15 protein-coding genes are annotated in these 17,439 nt (G+C 69.4%); all 15 read right to left on the bottom strand.

The features are described 5' to 3' along the window. Window positions 1-201: 201 nt before the first annotated feature. The 15 genes from ACJMKZ_RS07680 to ACJMKZ_RS07750 all read right to left on the bottom strand — a co-directional run bounded on the left by ACJMKZ_RS07680 (window position 202) and on the right by ACJMKZ_RS07750 (window position 17,429). Window positions 202-2,499: a TonB-dependent receptor gene (locus ACJMKZ_RS07680; protein ID WP_405232600.1), complete on the bottom strand. Its 2,298-nt coding sequence runs from the start codon at window positions 2,497-2,499 to the stop codon at window positions 202-204. Between the two features lie 87 nt (window positions 2,500-2,586). Continuing rightward, window positions 2,587-4,146, bottom strand: a complete 1,560-nt coding sequence (locus ACJMKZ_RS07685) for a tannase/feruloyl esterase family alpha/beta hydrolase (protein ID WP_405232601.1) — start codon at window positions 4,144-4,146, stop codon at window positions 2,587-2,589. A 77-nt stretch (window positions 4,147-4,223) separates the two neighbouring features. Continuing rightward, window positions 4,224-5,711: a carotenoid oxygenase family protein gene (locus ACJMKZ_RS07690; RefSeq protein WP_405232602.1), complete on the bottom strand. Its 1,488-nt coding sequence runs from the start codon at window positions 5,709-5,711 to the stop codon at window positions 4,224-4,226. 95 nt (window positions 5,712-5,806) lie between these two features. Next, the gene (cfa, locus tag ACJMKZ_RS07695; RefSeq protein ID WP_405232603.1) at window positions 5,807-6,988 is read right to left on the bottom strand and encodes a cyclopropane fatty acyl phospholipid synthase; all 1,182 of its coding nucleotides are present in this window, start codon (window positions 6,986-6,988) and stop codon (window positions 5,807-5,809) included. A gap of 172 nt (window positions 6,989-7,160) precedes the next feature. Next, complete coding sequence (locus ACJMKZ_RS07700) at window positions 7,161-7,946, bottom strand: amidohydrolase (RefSeq protein ID WP_405232604.1); 786 nt, start codon at window positions 7,944-7,946, stop codon at window positions 7,161-7,163. Then, entirely contained in the window at window positions 7,934-9,079 is a 1,146-nt protein-coding gene (locus ACJMKZ_RS07705) for a pyridoxal phosphate-dependent aminotransferase (protein ID WP_405232605.1), read from the bottom strand. The genes ACJMKZ_RS07700 and ACJMKZ_RS07705 overlap by 13 nt, the downstream gene beginning before the upstream one ends. Before the next feature lie 11 nt (window positions 9,080-9,090). After that, window positions 9,091-9,909, bottom strand: a complete 819-nt coding sequence (locus ACJMKZ_RS07710; RefSeq protein ID WP_405232606.1) for a CPBP family intramembrane glutamic endopeptidase — start codon at window positions 9,907-9,909, stop codon at window positions 9,091-9,093. A 72-nt stretch (window positions 9,910-9,981) separates the two neighbouring features. Beyond that, window positions 9,982-10,764 (bottom strand): lytic transglycosylase domain-containing protein, encoded by a 783-nt coding sequence (locus ACJMKZ_RS07715; RefSeq protein ID WP_405232607.1) that lies wholly within the window; start codon window positions 10,762-10,764, stop codon window positions 9,982-9,984. Beyond that, complete coding sequence (locus ACJMKZ_RS07720) at window positions 10,761-11,474, bottom strand: hypothetical protein (RefSeq protein WP_405232608.1); 714 nt, start codon at window positions 11,472-11,474, stop codon at window positions 10,761-10,763. Before ACJMKZ_RS07720 ends, ACJMKZ_RS07715 begins: the two co-directional genes overlap by 4 nt. Window positions 11,475-11,478: 4 nt before the next feature. Then, complete coding sequence (locus ACJMKZ_RS07725) at window positions 11,479-13,032, bottom strand: hypothetical protein (protein WP_405232609.1); 1,554 nt, start codon at window positions 13,030-13,032, stop codon at window positions 11,479-11,481. After that, window positions 13,029-13,832, bottom strand: coding sequence for a hypothetical protein (locus ACJMKZ_RS07730; RefSeq protein ID WP_405232610.1), 804 nt, complete (start codon window positions 13,830-13,832; stop codon window positions 13,029-13,031). The genes ACJMKZ_RS07725 and ACJMKZ_RS07730 overlap by 4 nt, the downstream gene beginning before the upstream one ends. Next, the gene (locus ACJMKZ_RS07735) at window positions 13,786-14,481 is read right to left on the bottom strand and encodes a hypothetical protein (protein WP_405232611.1); all 696 of its coding nucleotides are present in this window, start codon (window positions 14,479-14,481) and stop codon (window positions 13,786-13,788) included. The genes ACJMKZ_RS07730 and ACJMKZ_RS07735 overlap by 47 nt, the downstream gene beginning before the upstream one ends. A 9-nt stretch (window positions 14,482-14,490) precedes the next feature. Further along, entirely contained in the window at window positions 14,491-15,033 is a 543-nt protein-coding gene (locus ACJMKZ_RS07740; protein ID WP_405232612.1) for a hypothetical protein, read from the bottom strand. 28 nt (window positions 15,034-15,061) lie between these two features. After that, window positions 15,062-15,931: a hypothetical protein gene (locus ACJMKZ_RS07745; protein ID WP_405232613.1), complete on the bottom strand. Its 870-nt coding sequence runs from the start codon at window positions 15,929-15,931 to the stop codon at window positions 15,062-15,064. A gap of 112 nt (window positions 15,932-16,043) precedes the next feature. Continuing rightward, window positions 16,044-17,429, bottom strand: coding sequence for an MmgE/PrpD family protein (locus ACJMKZ_RS07750; protein WP_405232614.1), 1,386 nt, complete (start codon window positions 17,427-17,429; stop codon window positions 16,044-16,046). Between the last annotated feature and the right edge of the window lie 10 nt (window positions 17,430-17,439).

Genomic DNA, 17,439 nt, shown 5'->3' on the forward strand with positions numbered 1-17,439 from the left:
ATCCGACTGTGGGAGAGCCTTCAGGCCCGATCCCCTTCTTTGCTGGCCGCCCTGCGGGGGTATCCATCTTGCTCCCGACAAAAGGTCGCGGCGATGGATACCCCCGCAGCCCGTGTCCGACCGATGGCGTGCCAACCCGAAGAGAATCTCCTGTCGGTCAGGCGCAGCCAGGTCGGGCCTGAAGGCCCTCCCACATGGCCGTTATTGCATCCGGTAGTTCACCGTCAGACCGTAGGTCCGCGGCATACCCCACAGGTCCACCGTGCCGGCGATGTTGCTGATGATGGTGTGGGTGCGGTACTCCTCGTCGGTGAGATTCTTGCCCCATGCCGTCACGTCCCACGCGCCGCTCGCGCTGGTCCAGGTGAAGCCGGCGCGCAGCAGGCCGTAGGCGTCCTCGCCGGAGCCGTTGGCGTTGCTCGGGTCGTGGAAGAAGTCGTCCTGATACGCATAGTTCAGGTTGAAGTCCAGGCTCGAGCCACCGGCCAGGTTAAAGGTGTAGTTGCTGGTGATGCTGTAGCTGTTCTCCGGCGCGCGGGGCAGCTGGTTGCCGGTAAAGTCCTCCCCGCCGGAGATGAACTGGTCGTACTCGGCGTCAAGGTAGCCGTAGTTGAAGTTCAGCACCCAGTTGTCCGTCAGCAGCGCGGTCGTGTCCAGCTCCAGGCCCTGGCTGGTCGCCTCCGCATTGGCGGCGATAAGCAGGGAGCCGTCCAGACGGAAGACCTGCAGGTCCTCGTAGTCCATGCGGAACACCGCCGCGTTCACCCGCAGCCGGTTGTTCAGGAACTCGCTCTTGACGCCCACCTCGTAGTTGGTGGCGATCTCCGGGTCGAGCGGCGTGGCCGCCGCCTGCGGCGTGGCGGTCTGGCTCACGAAGGCGCCGCTCTTGTAACCGCGAGCCGCGGTGAAGTAGACGAAGCCGTCGTCATTGAACTGGTAGCTGACGTTCGTCGATGGCACGAACTCGCTCCAGTCCTCGTCCGCCGTCGTGTTGTACGGCGTGTTCAGCACGGAGGGGTCGCCGCTGTTCACGAAGGCGATCAGCTCGCCCGGACCGTTGACCGGGATGCCGAGCACCACCAGCTCCACGGGCACGCCCAGCAGCTGGCTCAGCACGGCGCTGTCGAAAGCCGGATCCTCGAAGTTCTCCACCGCCTGCTCGATCTCCTTCTCGTCCCGGGCGTAGCGGGCGCCGATGCTCCAGGTGAGCCGGTCGCTGATGTTCCAGTCGATCTTGCCGAATACGGCCGTACTGGTCGTCTCGTTGATCTGGTTGAACTGCACGTCGCCGTTCAGCAGCGCGAAGCCCTGGGCTGCGAGGGGTGCGTGAAAGGAACCGATGTAGCGTTCCTTGCGATCGACGTCCTCGGTCATGAAGAAGCCGCCCACCAGCCAGTCGATCGTGCCTCCACCGGCCGAGGTCAGCCGCAGCTCCTGGCTGATCTGGTCGGCCTCCTCCTCCACGGTATCCGTCAGGTTGAAGGGGGTGTCGCCCAGCGGCATGCCGGCCAGGTCCTCCAGCCAGGAGTAGTCGGTCTCCCGGTAGGCGGTGATGGAGGTGAGGGTGGAGTTGGCGAAGTCGTGGTCCACGCGCAGCAGCGTGCCGAGCATATCGCGCTCCTGGAACGCGTCCGCCTCGGAGGCGCACTTGCGCACGTCGCCGCCGGTGGTGGCGGCGATTACCGGCGGGTAGAACACGGCCAGGCCGAGCGGATCGTTCTTGTCCAGGTTGTTAACATTACGGCAGTTGCCGGCCTGGTCGTCGGTGGCCCAGTCGAAGCCGACCAGCACCTCGGTGGCGTCCGAAACCGTGAACAGGAGCTGGCCGCGGGCACTCAGATTGTCCTGGTCGTGGTACTCCTCGCCGTCGACCACGTTATCCACGTAGCCGTCGCGCTGGCGGCGGCTGAAGGAGAACTTCCCGGCGACGTTGTCGGCGATGGCCCCGTTCACGAAGCCGCGCAGCACGGTCTGGGAGTAATTACCCACCGTCGCGCCGAATTTGGCCTCGAAGTCCTCGGTGGGCTTCTTGGTGATGATATTCAGCGCGCCGCCCACCACGTTCTTGCCGAACAGGGTGCCCTGCGGGCCGCGCAGGACCTCGACACGATCCAGATCGTAGAGGTCCATGGCCGTGCCGGCGGAGCGCCCGACGTAGACCTCGTCGATGAAGGTGGCCACTGCCGGGTCGCTGCCGGCGGAGTCGAGGGAGTTGCCGATGCCCCGGATGTAGTACTGGGGCTCGCCGATGTTGAACTGGGTCATGGTGAAGTTGGGCGTCTCCAGTGCCACATCCTCCACCTGGGTGATCTTGCCCTCCTGGATGGCCTGCTCGCCGATGGCGGTCACCGAGATGGGCACCTCCTGCAGGCTCTGCTCCCGCTTCTGCGCGGTCACGATGATCTCTTCCAGCACGCCCGCTTCCTGGGCGGTCACGGGCTGGACGGTGAGCAACAGGCAAGCGCTCGCGCAACTGGCGAAAAGGTTTCTCGGCTTCATGAACTATCTCCCCTCTGAGATGGCGTCTGCGTCTAATTGTGAAAGATACGCGGTCGGGGTGGCAACTGGCAGCTCTTTCTCCCGAAACTAATTCCGCGACGCGCAGACCCGTTCCGTTTGTTCCATTCGTTCCATTTGTTCCGGTTCTACATCGCTCCCTGCGATGGCCACGGCGGAGTCCGGCCAGGGACACAGCAGCGCCTCCGGCACCCGGGCGGCTTGCGGATCCGCCGCGCTGGCCGCAATGCGTTCCGGCGGACGGCCCTCCTCCACCCAGCGCTCGAGCACGCGGATGGGGTTGAAGCGGTCCGGCGTCTGCGCCGGCAGTTCCCAGCAATGGCCGTGGCCGGGGATCATGAACAGGCGCAGGAACTCGTCCGGCTCGCCGCCGGCCGTCTCGGCGACGCGGCGGTAGTAGTCGACGCTCTGGTCGGGCAGCACCAGCGGATCGGCCCAGCCGTGCCACATCAGGAGCTTGCCGCCGGCGGCGCGGAACGCGGCCAGGTCCGGATCGATAGCATTCAGGAGAGAGGCCGATTGGGCCAGTCGCGCCGGGTCCGCGTCGAAGTCGAAATCGAGCGCGCTCCAGTCCTCGCCGACCTGGCCGGCCAGGCCGAGATACTTCGGATAATCACTGCCCAGCGCGTTCCCCGGCGCCGTGCGCCCGCCGGCATCGAGGAACCAGACGGCCCAGTAGCGCTCGCTGCCGGGCGGCATGCCCGGGTAGAGCTGTCGGCCGGCCGAATCTCGCGGGCCCGCGTACCAGCGTTCCAGCACCCGGCGTTCGGCCGGCTTGAAGCAGACACGCTCTCCGGTCGCGGCCCCGTCGCCGCAAGCAGGCAGCGCCTCCAGGTCCGGAGCGCAGGCCCGCGGTGCGGAGATCAGCCCGTCCGCCCGGCCGTCGGCGCCGTCGCATTGCGCGAGCACTTCGGCGGACAGCAGGGGCAGCTTGTGGGCGAAGTTCTCCCGGGTGAGGATGCGCTCGCCGTCGCGGTCCGTGTTCGACTGCACCACCCACGGGCCATAGATGCCGCCGTTGCCGGAGAGATCCAGGACAGAGCCGCCGGCGAGGATTCCGTCGAACAGAGCCGGGTAGCGCTGTGCCGCCATCGCCCCCATGCGGCCGCCGTTGGAGCAGCCGCCGAAGTAGTCGTAGCGGGGCGCGGCGCCGTAATAGCGGGCGACCAGGGCGGTGCCGAAACGATGGGTGAGCGGGATGGCGCGGTGGGCGTACACCTCCACGGCCGCGGGGTCGTCCGCGGCCCAGGACGCGTCGCCGAGTCCGCCGCTGTGGCCGGCGTCCGTCGTGATGGCGGCATAGCCGAGCTTCAAAGCCTCGTTGATGGTGTTGGAGAAGCCGGGCTTGTCCGGCAGGACGCTGCCGCAGAATCCTCCGCAGCCGGCCTGGTAGTACTTGCCGTTCCAGCCGGCGAGCGGCAGCCGGGCCTCGTAGCCGATGCGCGGTTCGATGACGCCGCGCACGCGGCAGTAGGCGGGGAGCCCGTCGTCTTCGTCGACGACGGCCGCGGCGGTGACGGTGCCGCCGGGCACCGGCCTGTCCGCCAGGACGCCGCAGTTGGTCGTGCGGTCGGGCGCGCCGGCGCAGCCGGCAAGCGCGACGAGGAAGAGGAGGAGGAACGCGCGCATCGTCGCACCGCAGGAGGGCCTTCAGGCCCGATTATAGACATTGAATCGGGCCTGAAGGCCCTCCTGCGGACTATCGATCAGAGGCTCAGGGTCTGCTGTGCGTTGCGGATATCCTCACCGTGCGCCCAGGTGGCGTGCGTGCCGCTCGAGATGCGGTGCGGCAGGATGATGCGGCAGACCGGGCCCGCCGCGAAGTCGGTGGCGTCGATCAGCAGGGCCTCGGAGCGGTCTTCTTTCACGTCGGAGACGAAGGTGACCAGATAGCCGTCGTCCTCGGATTTCGCGCCAACGCGCGGAGCGAAACCGGCCTCGCTGCCGTAACGGCCTTCGCCGAGTTCCACGGTCGAGGAGGCGCCCGTCTCCATGTCGTGCTTGGTGAAGCCCTGGAACATGAACCAGCCCTGCACGGGCACTGCGCTGTAGCCGTAGCGGTAGGCACGCCCGCCGTGACGCTGGTTGATGGTACCGAACTCGAGCGTGCGGTCATCAAGGCGCTCTTCCTTCGTCTCGCCGGTCTTCAGGTTGAAACGCCAGCGGTGCAGGCGCGGCATGAGCAGGCCCTGGTCGAGATAGGCCATCATGCGCTCGAAACCCGAGGGCGCGCCGTCGTAGTTCGCCGGCTCCGGGTGCTCCTGGAAGTAGCCGTCGAGGACCACCTCGTCGCCTTCCTCCCAGGCATTCAGCCAGTGCAGCACGTAGGTGGGATCGGCCTCGAACCACTTGATGTCCTCCGGCTGACCCATGCGCGGGATCACGGCGAACCGGCTGGGCGTGTCCTTGTGCATGCGCACGGCATGGACGCCGCGCTCGAGCATCTTCTCGTCCCAGTACAGCGGCATGTCGTTCAGGATGGCGTAGTTCTCGGTGAACGCCATGTCGTGAGGCAGGCGCGGGCCGGGCAGAGGGATGGGCACGTAGTGCTTCAACCTGTTGTCCGGCCCCACCACGCCGTAGTGCATGTAGGGCGGATGCTTGGAATAGTTGAAGAACAGCAACTCGCCCGTCTGCTCGTCGAGTTTGGTGTGGGCGGAGATGCCGTCCAGCGGTACCCAGCCCTCCGTGCCGAACTGCTCCAGCGTGTAGGGGTCGAGCCGGTAGCCCTCACCGCACTGGTAGAAGGTGGAGAGCACGCGGCCGGCATGCACGATGACGTCGGTGGAAGACGAGTCCTTCAGCCACTCCTGGGCGCCCCAGCCCGGACGGGTCGAGGAGGACGGGTGCTCCATCAGGCCGGCCCAGAGGGAGCGCCCGGCCTCCTGTTCCGCCATGAAGCCTTTGGTGCGCACGAAACGGTTGCGGTACTCCGCCTTGCCGTCGGCGAAGCTGATCATGTGGATCATGCCGTCGCCGTCGAAGGGGTGGTAGCGGCCGATGGGCTCGTGCAGCTGGTTCTCGGTATTGCGCAGATAGACGCCGTCGATGTCGGCGGGAATCTCGCCTATCACTTCCATGTCGGTGGCGTTGTACTCGTCGTAATTGGGCCGCCACCCTTCCTGCAGGTTCAGGTAGGGGTGATCCTTGGTGCGGACAGTGGGCTCGATATGTGCGACGCGTTCGACAGGCATGGTCAATCCCTCGATGTTCCCGTGTAAGTCTTGTTGAACAAGTTACCATCGGAAATCGGGGTCTGCAATACCTCCCGGAGACGACTATTGCGGGACTACCGCGGACGCCGATAGCCGCCGTCGACGCCCCGCGGCGACAGCACCAGCTGCCAGAGCTGGATGTCCCGGGCGCGGAAGGCGCCGGCGCAGGAGAGCAGGTAGTACTTCCACATGCGGTAGAAGGTCTCGTCGTAGCGCTCGCGCAGCGCCGGCCAGGCGGCGTCGAAGTTGGCGAACCAGGCCATCAGCGTGCGGTCGTAGTCGGCGCCGAAGTTGTGCACGTCTTCCACCACGAAACGGCCCTCGCAGGCCGCCGTGAGCTGTCGCAGGGACGGCAGGTGGCCGTTGGGGAAGATGTAGCGGTTGATCCAGGGGTCCGCCGAGCGGGTGGTGCGGGGCCGGCCGATGGTGTGCAGCAGGAACAGCCCGTCGGGCTTCAGACAGCGCCGCGCGACGTCGAGCAGCGTGCCGTAGTTCTTCACCCCGACGTGCTCGGCCATGCCCACCGAGACAATATGATCGAAGGGCTCGTCCAGCTCGCGGTAGTCCTGCAGCCTCAGTTCAACCGGCAGGCCCTCGCACCGCTCGCGGCCGAGCTCCACCTGCTCGCGGGAGACGGTGATGCCGACCGTCGAGACGCCGTAGCGTTCGGCGGCGAACCGGCAGAAACTGCCCCAGCCGCAGCCGATGTCGAGCACCCGCTGACCGGCGCGCAGGCCGAGCTTGCGGCAGATGAGATCCAGCTTCTGGCCCTGGGCCGCATCCAGGTCGTCGACGCCCTCCCAGTAGCCGCAGCTGTAGACCATGCGCTTGTCCAGCATCGCCCGGAACAGCTCGTTGCCCCGGTCGTAGTGAGCTTCGCCGATCTCGAAGGCCTTCCCGACCCGCTGGGGGTTGGTGAGCCATTCCCGCAGGGCGAGCTTCAGCACCTGCCAGCGGCCAAAGCCGGCGGGCAGCCCTGCCCGGAGCAGGCGGTAGAACAGGTCGGACAGGTCGCGGGCATCCCACCAGCCGCGCATGTAGGCCTCGCCGGCGCCGAGCGAACCGCGGCGCAGAATCTCGGCGCAGGCCCGCTCGTCCCGGATCACCGGGTCCCAGGGCTCGTTTCCGTTCAGGGTCAGGCCGGCCGGTTCGATCAGGCGCTGCAGCGCGCGTTCTCCCGACGATTCGGTGGCAGCCGGTGGCGTGTAGCGCTCGTCCGCACGCGAGCGCCAGTGATGGTGACGGGTCGTAGCCATATCCGCGCTCCTCGGAGCGGTCTCCGCGGAGCGCCTTCGGTGCCGGGGCCGGCACGGGCTGCGGCGGCCGCTCTCTCCGTTTCCCCGCCCGGCGGGCGGAGCTTGTCTGGCGGCGCCGGGGCGCACGGCGGGCGGGTCCTTGCCCCGCACCGGCGCCTTATGTTCAGTCGTACTAGTCTGACAAACGGAAGGGGTCTGCGTCCAGATGGAAAGGATAATCCCGGCGGAAAGTGCGCAGGGCCTCCAGGGACAGGACGGTGGTGGTCACACAGGGCTCCTGCGCGCAGTCCGTCAGCGTGGCGCCGAGGAAATCGACGGCGGCGCTGCCGCCCCGGTAGTCGAGCCCGTTGCCGTCCCGGCCGGCCCGGTTCACGCCGATGACGTAGCACTGGTTTTCGATGGCCCGGGCCCTGAGCAGGCTCTCCCACGCGAAATGTCGGGCCGCCGGCCAGTTGGCCACGTACACCAGGGCGTCGCAGTCGTTGCGGTGGCGGCTCCAGACCGGGAAGCGCAGGTCGTAGCAGACCATCGGCGCGATGCGCCACCCCCGGTGCTCCACCACCACCCGGTCGCTCCCGGCGTTGTAGTGCTCCGTCTCGCCGGCGTGGCGGAACAGGTGGCGCTTGTCGTAGTGGTTGACCGTGCCTTCCGGCGTCGCCCAGATCAGCCGGTTGAAGTACCGCGCTTCGCCGAAGCGCGTCTCCCGGATGATGACGCTGCCGCAGATCACGGCATCGCGGCTGCGGGCATGCTCCTGCATCCAGGCCACGGTGAGGCCGTCCATGGTCTCCGCCTGCTCGGCGGCGGCCATGGTGAAACCGGTGGTGAACATCTCCGGCAGCACGATCAGGTCCGCCGGCGGCAGATGCCGCAGGTGCTCATCGAACCGGCGCCGGTTCGCGGCCGGATCGTGCCAGTCGAGCTCGGCCTGGATGATGGCGACTTCTAGATCCTGCACAGCACCTCCGCGGCCCGGGCCAGTGTCTGTTCTTCCTTCGCGAAACAGAAGCGTACGAGACACGCGTCCGGCGGGCTATCGTAAAAGACCGAGACGGGGATGGCGGCCACGCCGTGCTCCGCGGTGAGGCGGCGGGCGAACTCCGTATCCGGCTCGGCGGAGATGCGGCCGTAGTCGGCCAGCTGGAAATAGGTGCCGGCACAGGGCAGCAGCTCGAAGCGCGACGGCGCCAGCATCTCGCGGAAGCGGTCGCGGCGGACCTGGTAGAACGCGGACAGCCCCCGGTGGTGTTCGGGATGCTCGCGCAGCATGTCGGCCAGTGCCCACTGCACGGGCGTGCTGGTGGTGAAAGTGACGAACTGGTGCACCTTGCGGAACTCCCCCGTGAGCGCCGGCGGCGCCACCGCGTAGCCCACCTTCCAGCCGGTGGCGTGGTAGGTCTTGCCGAAGGAGAACACGGCGAAGCTGCGATCCCGCAGCGAGGGCTCGGCCAGCACGCTCGCGTGGGCGGCGCCGTCGAAGACGATGTGCTCGTAGACCTCGTCCGTCAGCAGATAGCACTCCCGTCCCGCCAGCAGACTGCCGAGCCGCGCCAGATCTTGCGCTGCCAGCACCGCGCCGGTGGGGTTGTGGGGCGAGTTGATGATCACCAGCCGGGTGCGGGACGTCAGCGCCTGCTCCAGCGCGGGCCAGGGCAGGGCGAAGTCCGGTGCCGCCAGCGGCAGATGCACCGTGCGTCCGCCGGCCAACGTTACCGCCGGCGCGTACGCGTCGTAGGCAGGGTCGAAGACGATCACCTCGTCGCCCGGCCGCACCACGGCGTGGATGGCGCAGAACAACGCCTCGGTGGCGCCGCTGGTGACGGTGATTTCGGCTGCCGGATCGACGGCCGCGCCGTACAGCTCGCCGATCTTCTCCGCCACGGCTTCCACCAGCGCGGGCACGCCGGCCATGGGCGCGTACTGGTTCCTGCCCTCGTGCAGATGGCAAGTGACGCGATCCAGCAGGAAGCCGGGCGGCTCGAAGTCCGGGAAGCCCTGGGAGAGATTGATGGCACCGTGTTCGGCGGCCAGCGCGGACATCACCGTGAAGATGGTCGTGCCGACCTCGGGCAGTTTGCTCTCGGGAGTCATCGGCTGAGGGGTCATCCGTTAATCGTAGCAGTCGGCGGCTCGCCGCCCTCGTCGCCCTCGCCGTCCCTGTCGCCGTCCTCGCCCCCGTCGCCCCCGTCACCGGATCGCCGGCGGTACAGCTCCATCATGGTCGCCCCCTGCAGGACGTCGATCATGGCGTGGGCGACGATGGGCAGCCAGAGCGACCCCGTCAGCAGGTACAGCAGTGCCATCAACAGACCGATGACAGCGGTCTTGGCGACGCCCGCGGCGCCCTGATAGAGGTGGGCCAGGCCGAAGGCGGCCGAGGAGACGAGCACGGCGGCCGTCAGCGGCATCCACGCCTGCAGATACCAGATGAGCCAGCCGCGGAAGATGGTCTCCTCCACCACGCCCGCGGTGATCGAGAGCGCGACGAAGCCCCCGTATTCCCGGCCGTTGCGCGGCATCATCTGGCCCAGTTCGGCCAGCTGCTCGCGGTAGCGCCGCCGGTCGGCCGCATCGGCCCGCACCATACTGCGCCAGGACTGCAGGAAGACGCCGGTGGCGAGCGCCACCAGGACGGCGCCCAGCCAGAAGCCCGTGCCGCCCGGCGCGGTGAAGCCGAGCGGCGCCGGCGAGCGGCCCAGCCACCACCAGCACGCGGCGAGCACGCCGAACACGAGCCACAGCTGCGCGAGGCTACCGAGGTAGAGCCGCAACCGCCGCGGCCGGTGGCCGGCAGCGAGCTTCGCCAGCCAGCGCCGCCAGGACCAGGCGCTGTAGAGCGGCAGGCCGACCACGAGCAGTAGCAGGTAGAGATGGTCGAGCGGATGCATGAGGCTGGCGGCCCGGTGACGGGAAAGACGCATGGTAGCGCCAAGGCTGACGGTGGCAAATCGCAGGCATGGCGCCTGGCGTAACGGGCGCCGGCGCGGCGCCGGTCAGGGCAGCGGGAAACCCGCCCGGGCCAGGCGGCGGCGGCTGCGCTCGAGGTCCGCCTCGTCCTCGTACAGCAGCACCACGCGGAACTCGGCGGCACCCGCGCGGAACCAGTCCACCGCGAGGCCGCCCGGGTCCTGCTCCAGCGCGGCGACGAACGCCTGCGCCCGATACGGTGCGGCGAAACTGATGAGCGTGAGCTTGCCCTGCTCGCCGTAATTCTGCGGCGGCTTGCCCGCCGGCGTGCTGCGGCCGAGCACGTACTGCAGGTGGCGGTAGATGTAGCCGCTGTACCAGACCGCGCCGGACGGGATGACGCCTGATTTGGGGATGCGGCTCGGGCCGTAGTTGTAGGCGGCCAGCGCCAGGTGCAGATCGCCGTCGTAACGTGCCAGCAGCTCCTTCAGGTAGCGGGCGCCGGCGTCGATGTTCTTGCAGGGCTCGTAGAGATCGGAAAGCAGATACAGCCCGAGGTGGCGTGCCGTACCGGGCCAGAGTATCTGCATCACGCCGTGGGCGTTGGCATGGGAGCGGGCGGTCGGGTCGAAGTCGCTCTCGCCCCGGGCCACCGCCAGCAGCAGGGTCTCCGGCAGCTGGTTGAGGATGGCGGCCCGGCGGAAGCACTCGCCGTAGGGGAATATCACCGCCGGCTCCCGGTCCGCGTGCTCGGCGACGTACTGCTGCCAGGCCGCGGCGAGTTCACGGCCGTCCGCCGCGCTGCGGGCCTGGCCGGCCGAGGCGCAGAGCGCGAGGCAGAGACCGGCGATGACGAGCCCGGCCTTCACAGCATCTGGCTCCGCAGCACGAGACCCGTGGCCGCCTCGATGGCCGCGAGGTTCTCCTGGCGCTCGGCCTCGTTCCGGTAGGCGAAGGCCACCTGGTACTCGCCCGGCCGCGGCGAGACCACGCGGTAGTCGAGGCCGGTCACGCCCTCAAGCCGGCGGCGGAAGCCCTCGGCGGAGATCTCGCTGTGGAAAGGCTGCCAGAACGCGTGCCATTGGCGGCCGGGCTCGTCCGCCTCGTCGGCGGCCGCAGCGTCGTCTGCCGCTCCATCGCCGTCGGTGCTGGCTTGCGCGACGGGTACGGGCGGTGGGTCGTCCACCCGCGGCGGTGTCTCGGCCGGGGCCGGGGCCGGTGGCGTGAGCGGCTCCTGCTTGGTCTCCGGGGATGATCCCCCGGTGGGTTCCCGGGGCCGTTCCCCGCCTGGCTGGTCGGCCGGATTCCGCGCGGGTGCCGGGCCGGCGTCCTCGGGCAGTCCTTCGGGCAACTCCTCGGGTAACTCTTCGGGCAATTCCCCAGGCGGTTGTTCGGCGGGTGCCGAAGTCGATTCCTGCGCCGGCTCCTCTTGCGCCGCTGCCGCCACCGCGCTGTCCGCACTATCCGTCCGTGCGGACAACCGGTCGCCCGGCAGCCCGGCCGGCGGATAGCGCAGGACGACGAACGCCAGGGCGATCACCAGCAGGAGGCCCGACAGGAATCCGAGCAGGCGGATCATGGCGTCATTCCCTCCTCGCCGCGTGGCGGCCGACCGGAACGTCGAGCCGGCGCACGGAGACCGGCGCGTCGGTCAGTCGGTCCAGGCCCGCCAGCCAGGCATCGGCGTCGACGGATGCGCCATCCTCCGCGGCGCAGTCGTCGGGCAGCCGGGCCAGGTGGCGGCGGATATCGGCGGCAGCGGCGTCCGCCGGGAGCGCCAGCGCGATCCAGCGCTCGCGCATGGCGGCCCGGGGCGGGCGCAGCGCGTGCGCCCAGCCGGCGGGCGCCGACGGGAATTGGAGGGTGGCTTCGCCGTAGGTGCGCCCGGGCACGCGGCCGTGACGGCCGCAGCGGCCCGGTATCATGCGCACGAGTCCGGCCGCGGGATCGCGGCGCAGCAGAAAGACCTCGGCGTCGCCGCTGACCTCGATCTCCAGGGCGAAGCACGCGTCGTCGCCCAGGCTCTCGCCAGGGCGCAATACACGGGCGCCCCGGCGCCAGGGGTCGCCACGGCGGCACATCCAGTGATCGTTCGGCGTCAGCACCCGCAGCGCGCCCAGTTCGACGGGGCGGCCGGAGTCGAAGCCGGGATCTCGGTCCGGCGGCGCGGGCAGCGGGTCGGCGGCGGCAGGCGCGGCCGTCGCATCCGGCGACGACCGGAGCGCGACGCGGCCGGGGCTGGACGTCTCGACGTAGGCCGCCACGTCGGTGACGGGGAAACGCGCACCGGCGGTGGCCGGTCGTGCCTGCACCCAGAATTGCTGCAGATCGCCGTCGATGGCATACAGCCGGCCGCTCAGGATCAGGTTCGCCGCGGCGGGATCCCGCACGCTGCGGATGTGTGGCGAGCGGGCCAGATTGTTCGCCACCAGCTGTACGGTGTCGGCGACGAAGGCGTCCTGGCCGGCAGCCTCCGCGTGCACCACCAGCGGCTCGCCGACGAAGCCGCAGAAATCGGCCGCCAGTTGCGCCGCCAGCCGTTCGGCCAGCAGATCGCCCTCGTCCTCGCGGAAGGGGTGGTCGCGCAGGCCGCGGGATTCCCCGGTGACGGCGGGCTGGCGGGAGCGCGCGTACTGGCCGCGGGTGAGCCGGCCGTTCCATTCCTTGCCGAATCCCGTCACCCAGAGGCCCTCCTCACGGTCGAGAGCACGGATGGCGAGTCGGTGGGAACCAGGTCCGCTCTGCTGCAGGTCGACCGCGATGACGTAGTGAGCGTCCTCCCGACGCACGCAGTCGCCCGCGCTGCGGCCGCCCTCCCATACCAGGTTCACGCCGGGCGTGGACTGCAGGAAGCGCGTCAGCCGCAGCGACAGCGCCCGGGACAGGGAATCCGGCGCCGCCTGCGGCGCGTCGCCGCGCATGACGGCGACGGTGACAGTCTCGCGGCGGAAGCGGGGATGGGTGGTCAGTGTCTCGGCCAGGTAGGGTTCCAGCTCCTGGTCGAGCCAGGCCTCCAGGGACGACTCGTCGCTGCCGGACCAGGCGAAGGCGCCGTAGTCCGCCGTCGCGCAGCCGGCAGCGGCCAGCGCCAGGACCAGCAGCCCGGCGAGACGCCCGATCCGTGCGCCCGCGTTCACGAGGGATCCTCCAGCCGCAGGAAACCGTCCGCCTCGATTACGAGTTCGCCGCCGTCGTTGGTGGCGATGACGCGGCCGAGGGCGGCGGCGGTGGCCGGCGGCAGCGTGACGCCCCAGCGTATGCCGCCGGGCGCGACTACCGCGGTGCGGCGCAGCGTATCCAGCACGGCGGCGGGCACCGTCTGCGGTGTCATCTCGTGCACCTGGCCGGGGGCTGCGGCGGTGCGGAAGGCGGGCCGGCCGTCGACCATCATGAAGCGCCAGACCCGGTCCCGGGCGAAAGCGTAGAGCGCCACCTCCTTGCGCTCCACCAGGCCGACCAGCGCGGCGTCGGAATCGAAGCGCAGGGAGAAGCCCGGCTGCGGTTCGGCGGCAGGCGCCGGATGCGCGGCCTCGGGCGGTGGCTCGGGTGCGGGTCGCGGAGACCGCTCAGGTTCCGGTCGCGGCAACGGCGGCGCCTCGAGCCGGGGCTCCGGCGTCGCTGCCGCGACGGGTTGCGGTTTCGGCTGCGGTGCTGGCCGAGGCTGTGGCTCAGCCTGCTTTTCGGACTCAGCGGGCTCGGGCGGCGCGGCGGGTGCCGGTTCCGCCGTCGGGTGCGTAACCGAACTTACGGTGTCCGGCACCTCTTTTGTGCGTTCTGCAACTTGTTCGGGGACGCTCTGCACGAGCGCGAAGATGGCGACCAGACAGAAGGCGAGGATGGCCATGAAGCGCATCACGTCCGTCTCCAGGTGCTCCATGCCTCCCTCGCCGCTAGCTGCGCCGGGGGAAGGCGAGCCGGTCCACGGCTGCCTGTCCATCTCCCTCCTCCTTCCTGCCGGCCGGCGTGGCCAGGACGGCCAGGTGCGCCTCGATGCGCGCGAGCGCCGCCAGCATCTCCGCGCCGGTCTCACCGGCGGCCGCCTGGTAGTAGCGCCGCAGCGCGGCGCCGACGGTGAGCGTCTTCACCACCCGCATGAGGTAACCGCCGATGCCGCCGAAGATCGTGGTGGAGAGCGCCACCAGGATGCCGCCGTTCACCATGCGCTGCAGTACGGCGAAGGCGCCCTCGTCCACGCTGGCCGCCGGATCGCCGAGCGCGTAGAGCAGAGCGCCGCGCATACCGATGGCGGTCCAGATCACGCCCACGCCGAAGAACAGGCTCGTCCAGGTGTCGGTGAGCTGCTCGGCATGGGCCACGGAATCCAGCGACGCGGCACGCGCGACCCGCCGGCGCAGCCGGGACAGGCTGCGCACGTACAGCGCGAGGACGACGGCGAATACGGGCAGCGACAGCCCCAGGTTGCGATACGCCCAGTCCAGCGCTTCTGCCAGGGTCCAGGCCGGTACGCCGCCGGCGGGAGCAAGTGCGTCGGCGGCGAGCATCATGCCGCCGGCCGCGACCAATCCCGCCAGCACGCCGGCGGCGAGACCGCTGGCGAAACCGCCGTTCCCGGCTGTCGCGGCCACCACTCCCTCCTACCGGGCCGCGCAGGCCGTGCAGGTGGCCTCGAGGACGAGTTCGGTCTCCTGGTAGAGCCGGTCGGCCCGGTAATAGCCGGGCGCATCCTGGCTCACCCTGAGCAGGCCCAGCTCCTTGTCGAGCAGCTCGGCTTCCATGGCCGTCAGCACCTGACGCTTGCGCGGGCAGGTATAGGCGCAGTTGTTGTAGTCGCCCATCAGCGAGACGTACTTCACGTTGAAGTAGCGGTTGTAGGCGCGCTCCGCCTGACGCTTGGACAGCAGCCCCTGATCGGTGGCCGTCAGCAGGAAATCGGAGAACTTGCGTTTGTTCTCGGGGCCGGGATCGCCCTCGGCGACGGTAAGCAGTTCGGCGTAGTAGCGGTCGAACTCGGCCTCGCAGCCGTCGGCCAGCTTCGCCTCCGCCGCATCCATGGCCTGATCCAGGCTGGCCGTGCGCGGCAGGCTGCAGTCGGCGGTGGTGGTGGCGCAGCCGGCCAGGGCCAGTGCGCCGAGGGCCAGCGGCAGCATCAGGCCGGTGCGGATGTTACTCGGATTCATGTCGCTCCTCCTCGGCCGCGGGGTTCCGTCAGAACTCCAGCGGGCTCGTGTATTCCTCTTCGAAGGTCCCCGGCGGGGGTGCGGCGATCTGCGGGCCGGGCTCGTAGTCGCCGAACAGGATGGCCTTCACCCCGTCCACCACTTCCTGCATCTCCGGCGTGATCACGCCGAAGGACTGGTTCAGCTGTTCCATCAGCGTGGCGCGCGCGATCTCCTCCCGGGTGCGGGCGATGAGATCGGAGGCTTCGGCCATGTCCAGGTACATGTCGGAGGCGATCACCGCCAGCGAATGGCTGTTGCGGTTCACCGACGAGGTGGCCACCAGCTTGTAGTACTGCTCGAAGCGCTGGGACAGGCGGATGCCGGAACGCCCGCGCAGCACCGGCGCCGGTTCCGCCTTCGAGCCCTCGCCGACGCCGAGCAGGGTCTCCTGCAGGGTCCAGGAGGTCATCTTGTTGCCGAGCTCGCTGCGCAGCCGACGCTCCAGGCTCGCGTGGGTGTTCTGCACGGAACGCTCCATGTCCGGCAGGCGCTCGGACATGATGTTCAGCATCTCGAGATAGGTGGCGCCGAGCTGCTTGGCGATGCGCTGGCAGCCGGGGTCGTCCTCCGCGCCGTCGCACTTGGCCTCCTGGTAGAGGCGGCGCTGCTGGTCCAGCCGGCTGATGGCGTCCTGCAGGCCGGTCTCCATCTCGGCCGCCACGTCGCCGGTCTGGCGGATGTCCTCCAGCACCGTGGTCGGGAAGAGCTGGATGGTGGGCGCCGTGCTGGCGAAGCTCAGCGCCGGCAGGACGAGGAGTGCGATGGTGGCGGCGAGGTAGTGCCAGAAGGCGGCGGGATGCTGCGCCTCCCGTCCCCCCGGGCGACCGCCGTGCGACGTTGTGGTTCTCGGCTCCATGGTCGTCTCCCTTTGATCGGGAGAATCAGGCTAGACCCGGAGCGCTGAACGGAAGCTGAACGGAGGAATGGCGAGGGGATGGCGACGGAACGGCGGAGGCTTTGCGGGTGAATCAGTCCGTGATCGCCGCGAGGATCGTCGCGAGGCCGGGCAGCGACGGCAGATCGAGGGCCCGATCCCGCAGCGAGCGGACGGCGGGCCGGGAGAGCGCCCGCCCGGCGTTGTCCTCGAACTTGGCGACGATGTCGGCGCGGGACAGCGGCCGCTGGTCGGCGCCCCGGTTCACGCACTCCTTATGGCGAAGCTCCCGCCCGTCCCGGGTGTGGACGATCACCTCGCCCGGGAAATAGCGCGGGAAGGTGGACTCCGGATCCACCTCGTAGCTGCAGCGCTCGGCCAGCGCAAGGATGTCCGGGTCGACGAGCACGTCGTCATCGAGTTCGTCCAGGGTGAACCGCCCCTTCACCAGCGTGGCGGCCATGAGGTACTGCACGCTGAACTTGGCCTCGTAGTCACTCTGCGGCCGACGCTTGCGCGCCTCGGGTTCGCAGACCACGTCGACCTCGTCGGCGTGCACCCTGGCCACCATCCGCTCCACGTCGTCGGGCGTCAGGCCGTGCTCCGACACGAGCGCCAGAAGGCAGTCGGCATGCGCGTGGTTGTAGTGACAGACGGGATACGGCTTGATGCCCACGCGCAGCATCTCCCAACGCTCGCCGAGGTCCGTCAGGCGTGACGTCAGAGCGGCGCCGGAATCCTCCCCGCCGTCCTCACCCAGATAGGTCCGGTAGAGTCCGAAACGGCCTTCGTAGGCCTGCGCGGGGCCGGTGAAACCGCCGCGGGCGAGCCCTGCGGCCTGCAGCCCGCAGGCGGCGGCCCAGCCGGGATGGATGCGTTTGGTCCAGGCGCCATCTTCCAGGAACTGTAGTGTCCCGCCCGCCAGGCTGAGCGTAATGCCCTGCGCCCACGCGAGCGCGGCCGGGTCCATCCGCCATAGGCGTCCTGCCGCCAGCGTCGCACCGAACGCCCCCACCACGCCGGTGGGATGGAAGCCGCGCTTCTGGAACGCACCGCCGACGCTGCCGATGCGGGCGTCGGCCTCCACGGCCACCAGGTAGGCCGCAACGGCCTCGGCGCCGGTGGCATCCGCGTTCAGCCCCGCGGCCAGCACGGTCGGCAGGGCGCTGGCCGAGGTATGCACGATGCTCTCGCCGTGGGTGTCGTCGAAATCCAGCCCGTGGATCAGGAAGCCGTTGGCGATGGCCGCATCCCGCATCGCCATACGCTCCGGGCGGCCGATGACCGGGTAGTCGCCTCCGCCCGCCATGCTGCCGATCGCCGCCAGACCGCGGCGGGCGAAGGGATAGGTGGTGGCCGCCAGCGCGACGCCCAGGGCATCGAGGATATGCAGGCAGGCTCGCTCGGCGACATCGTCGGGGATGCGGGAGGGATCGAGGCTGAGGGCGAAGTCGGCGAGTGTGGCTGCGGCGTCGGTCATGGTGTGATGG

This window comes from Lentisalinibacter salinarum, assembly GCF_040706555.1.
Taxonomy (GTDB): domain Bacteria; phylum Pseudomonadota; class Gammaproteobacteria; order Steroidobacterales; family Woeseiaceae; genus Lentisalinibacter; species Lentisalinibacter salinarum.

Excerpts from the sequence above, each read along its gene's own strand:
- ACJMKZ_RS07680 (WP_405232600.1), bottom strand. The coding sequence starts at position 2,499 with ATGAAGCCGAGAAACCTTTTCGCCAGTTGCGCGAGCGCTTGCCTGTTG.
- ACJMKZ_RS07685 (WP_405232601.1), bottom strand. The coding sequence starts at position 4,146 with ATGCGCGCGTTCCTCCTCCTCTTCCTCGTCGCGCTTGCCGGCTGCGCC.
- ACJMKZ_RS07690 (WP_405232602.1), bottom strand. The coding sequence starts at position 5,711 with ATGCCTGTCGAACGCGTCGCACATATCGAGCCCACTGTCCGCACCAAG.
- cfa (WP_405232603.1), bottom strand. The coding sequence starts at position 6,988 with ATGGCTACGACCCGTCACCATCACTGGCGCTCGCGTGCGGACGAGCGC.
- ACJMKZ_RS07705 (WP_405232605.1), bottom strand. The coding sequence starts at position 9,079 with ATGACTCCCGAGAGCAAACTGCCCGAGGTCGGCACGACCATCTTCACG.
- ACJMKZ_RS07710 (WP_405232606.1), bottom strand. The coding sequence starts at position 9,909 with ATGCGTCTTTCCCGTCACCGGGCCGCCAGCCTCATGCATCCGCTCGAC.
- ACJMKZ_RS07720 (WP_405232608.1), bottom strand. The coding sequence starts at position 11,474 with ATGATCCGCCTGCTCGGATTCCTGTCGGGCCTCCTGCTGGTGATCGCC.
- ACJMKZ_RS07730 (WP_405232610.1), bottom strand. The coding sequence starts at position 13,832 with ATGGACAGGCAGCCGTGGACCGGCTCGCCTTCCCCCGGCGCAGCTAGC.
- ACJMKZ_RS07740 (WP_405232612.1), bottom strand. The coding sequence starts at position 15,033 with ATGAATCCGAGTAACATCCGCACCGGCCTGATGCTGCCGCTGGCCCTC.
- ACJMKZ_RS07745 (WP_405232613.1), bottom strand. The coding sequence starts at position 15,931 with ATGGAGCCGAGAACCACAACGTCGCACGGCGGTCGCCCGGGGGGACGG.
- ACJMKZ_RS07750 (WP_405232614.1), bottom strand. The coding sequence starts at position 17,429 with ATGACCGACGCCGCAGCCACACTCGCCGACTTCGCCCTCAGCCTCGAT.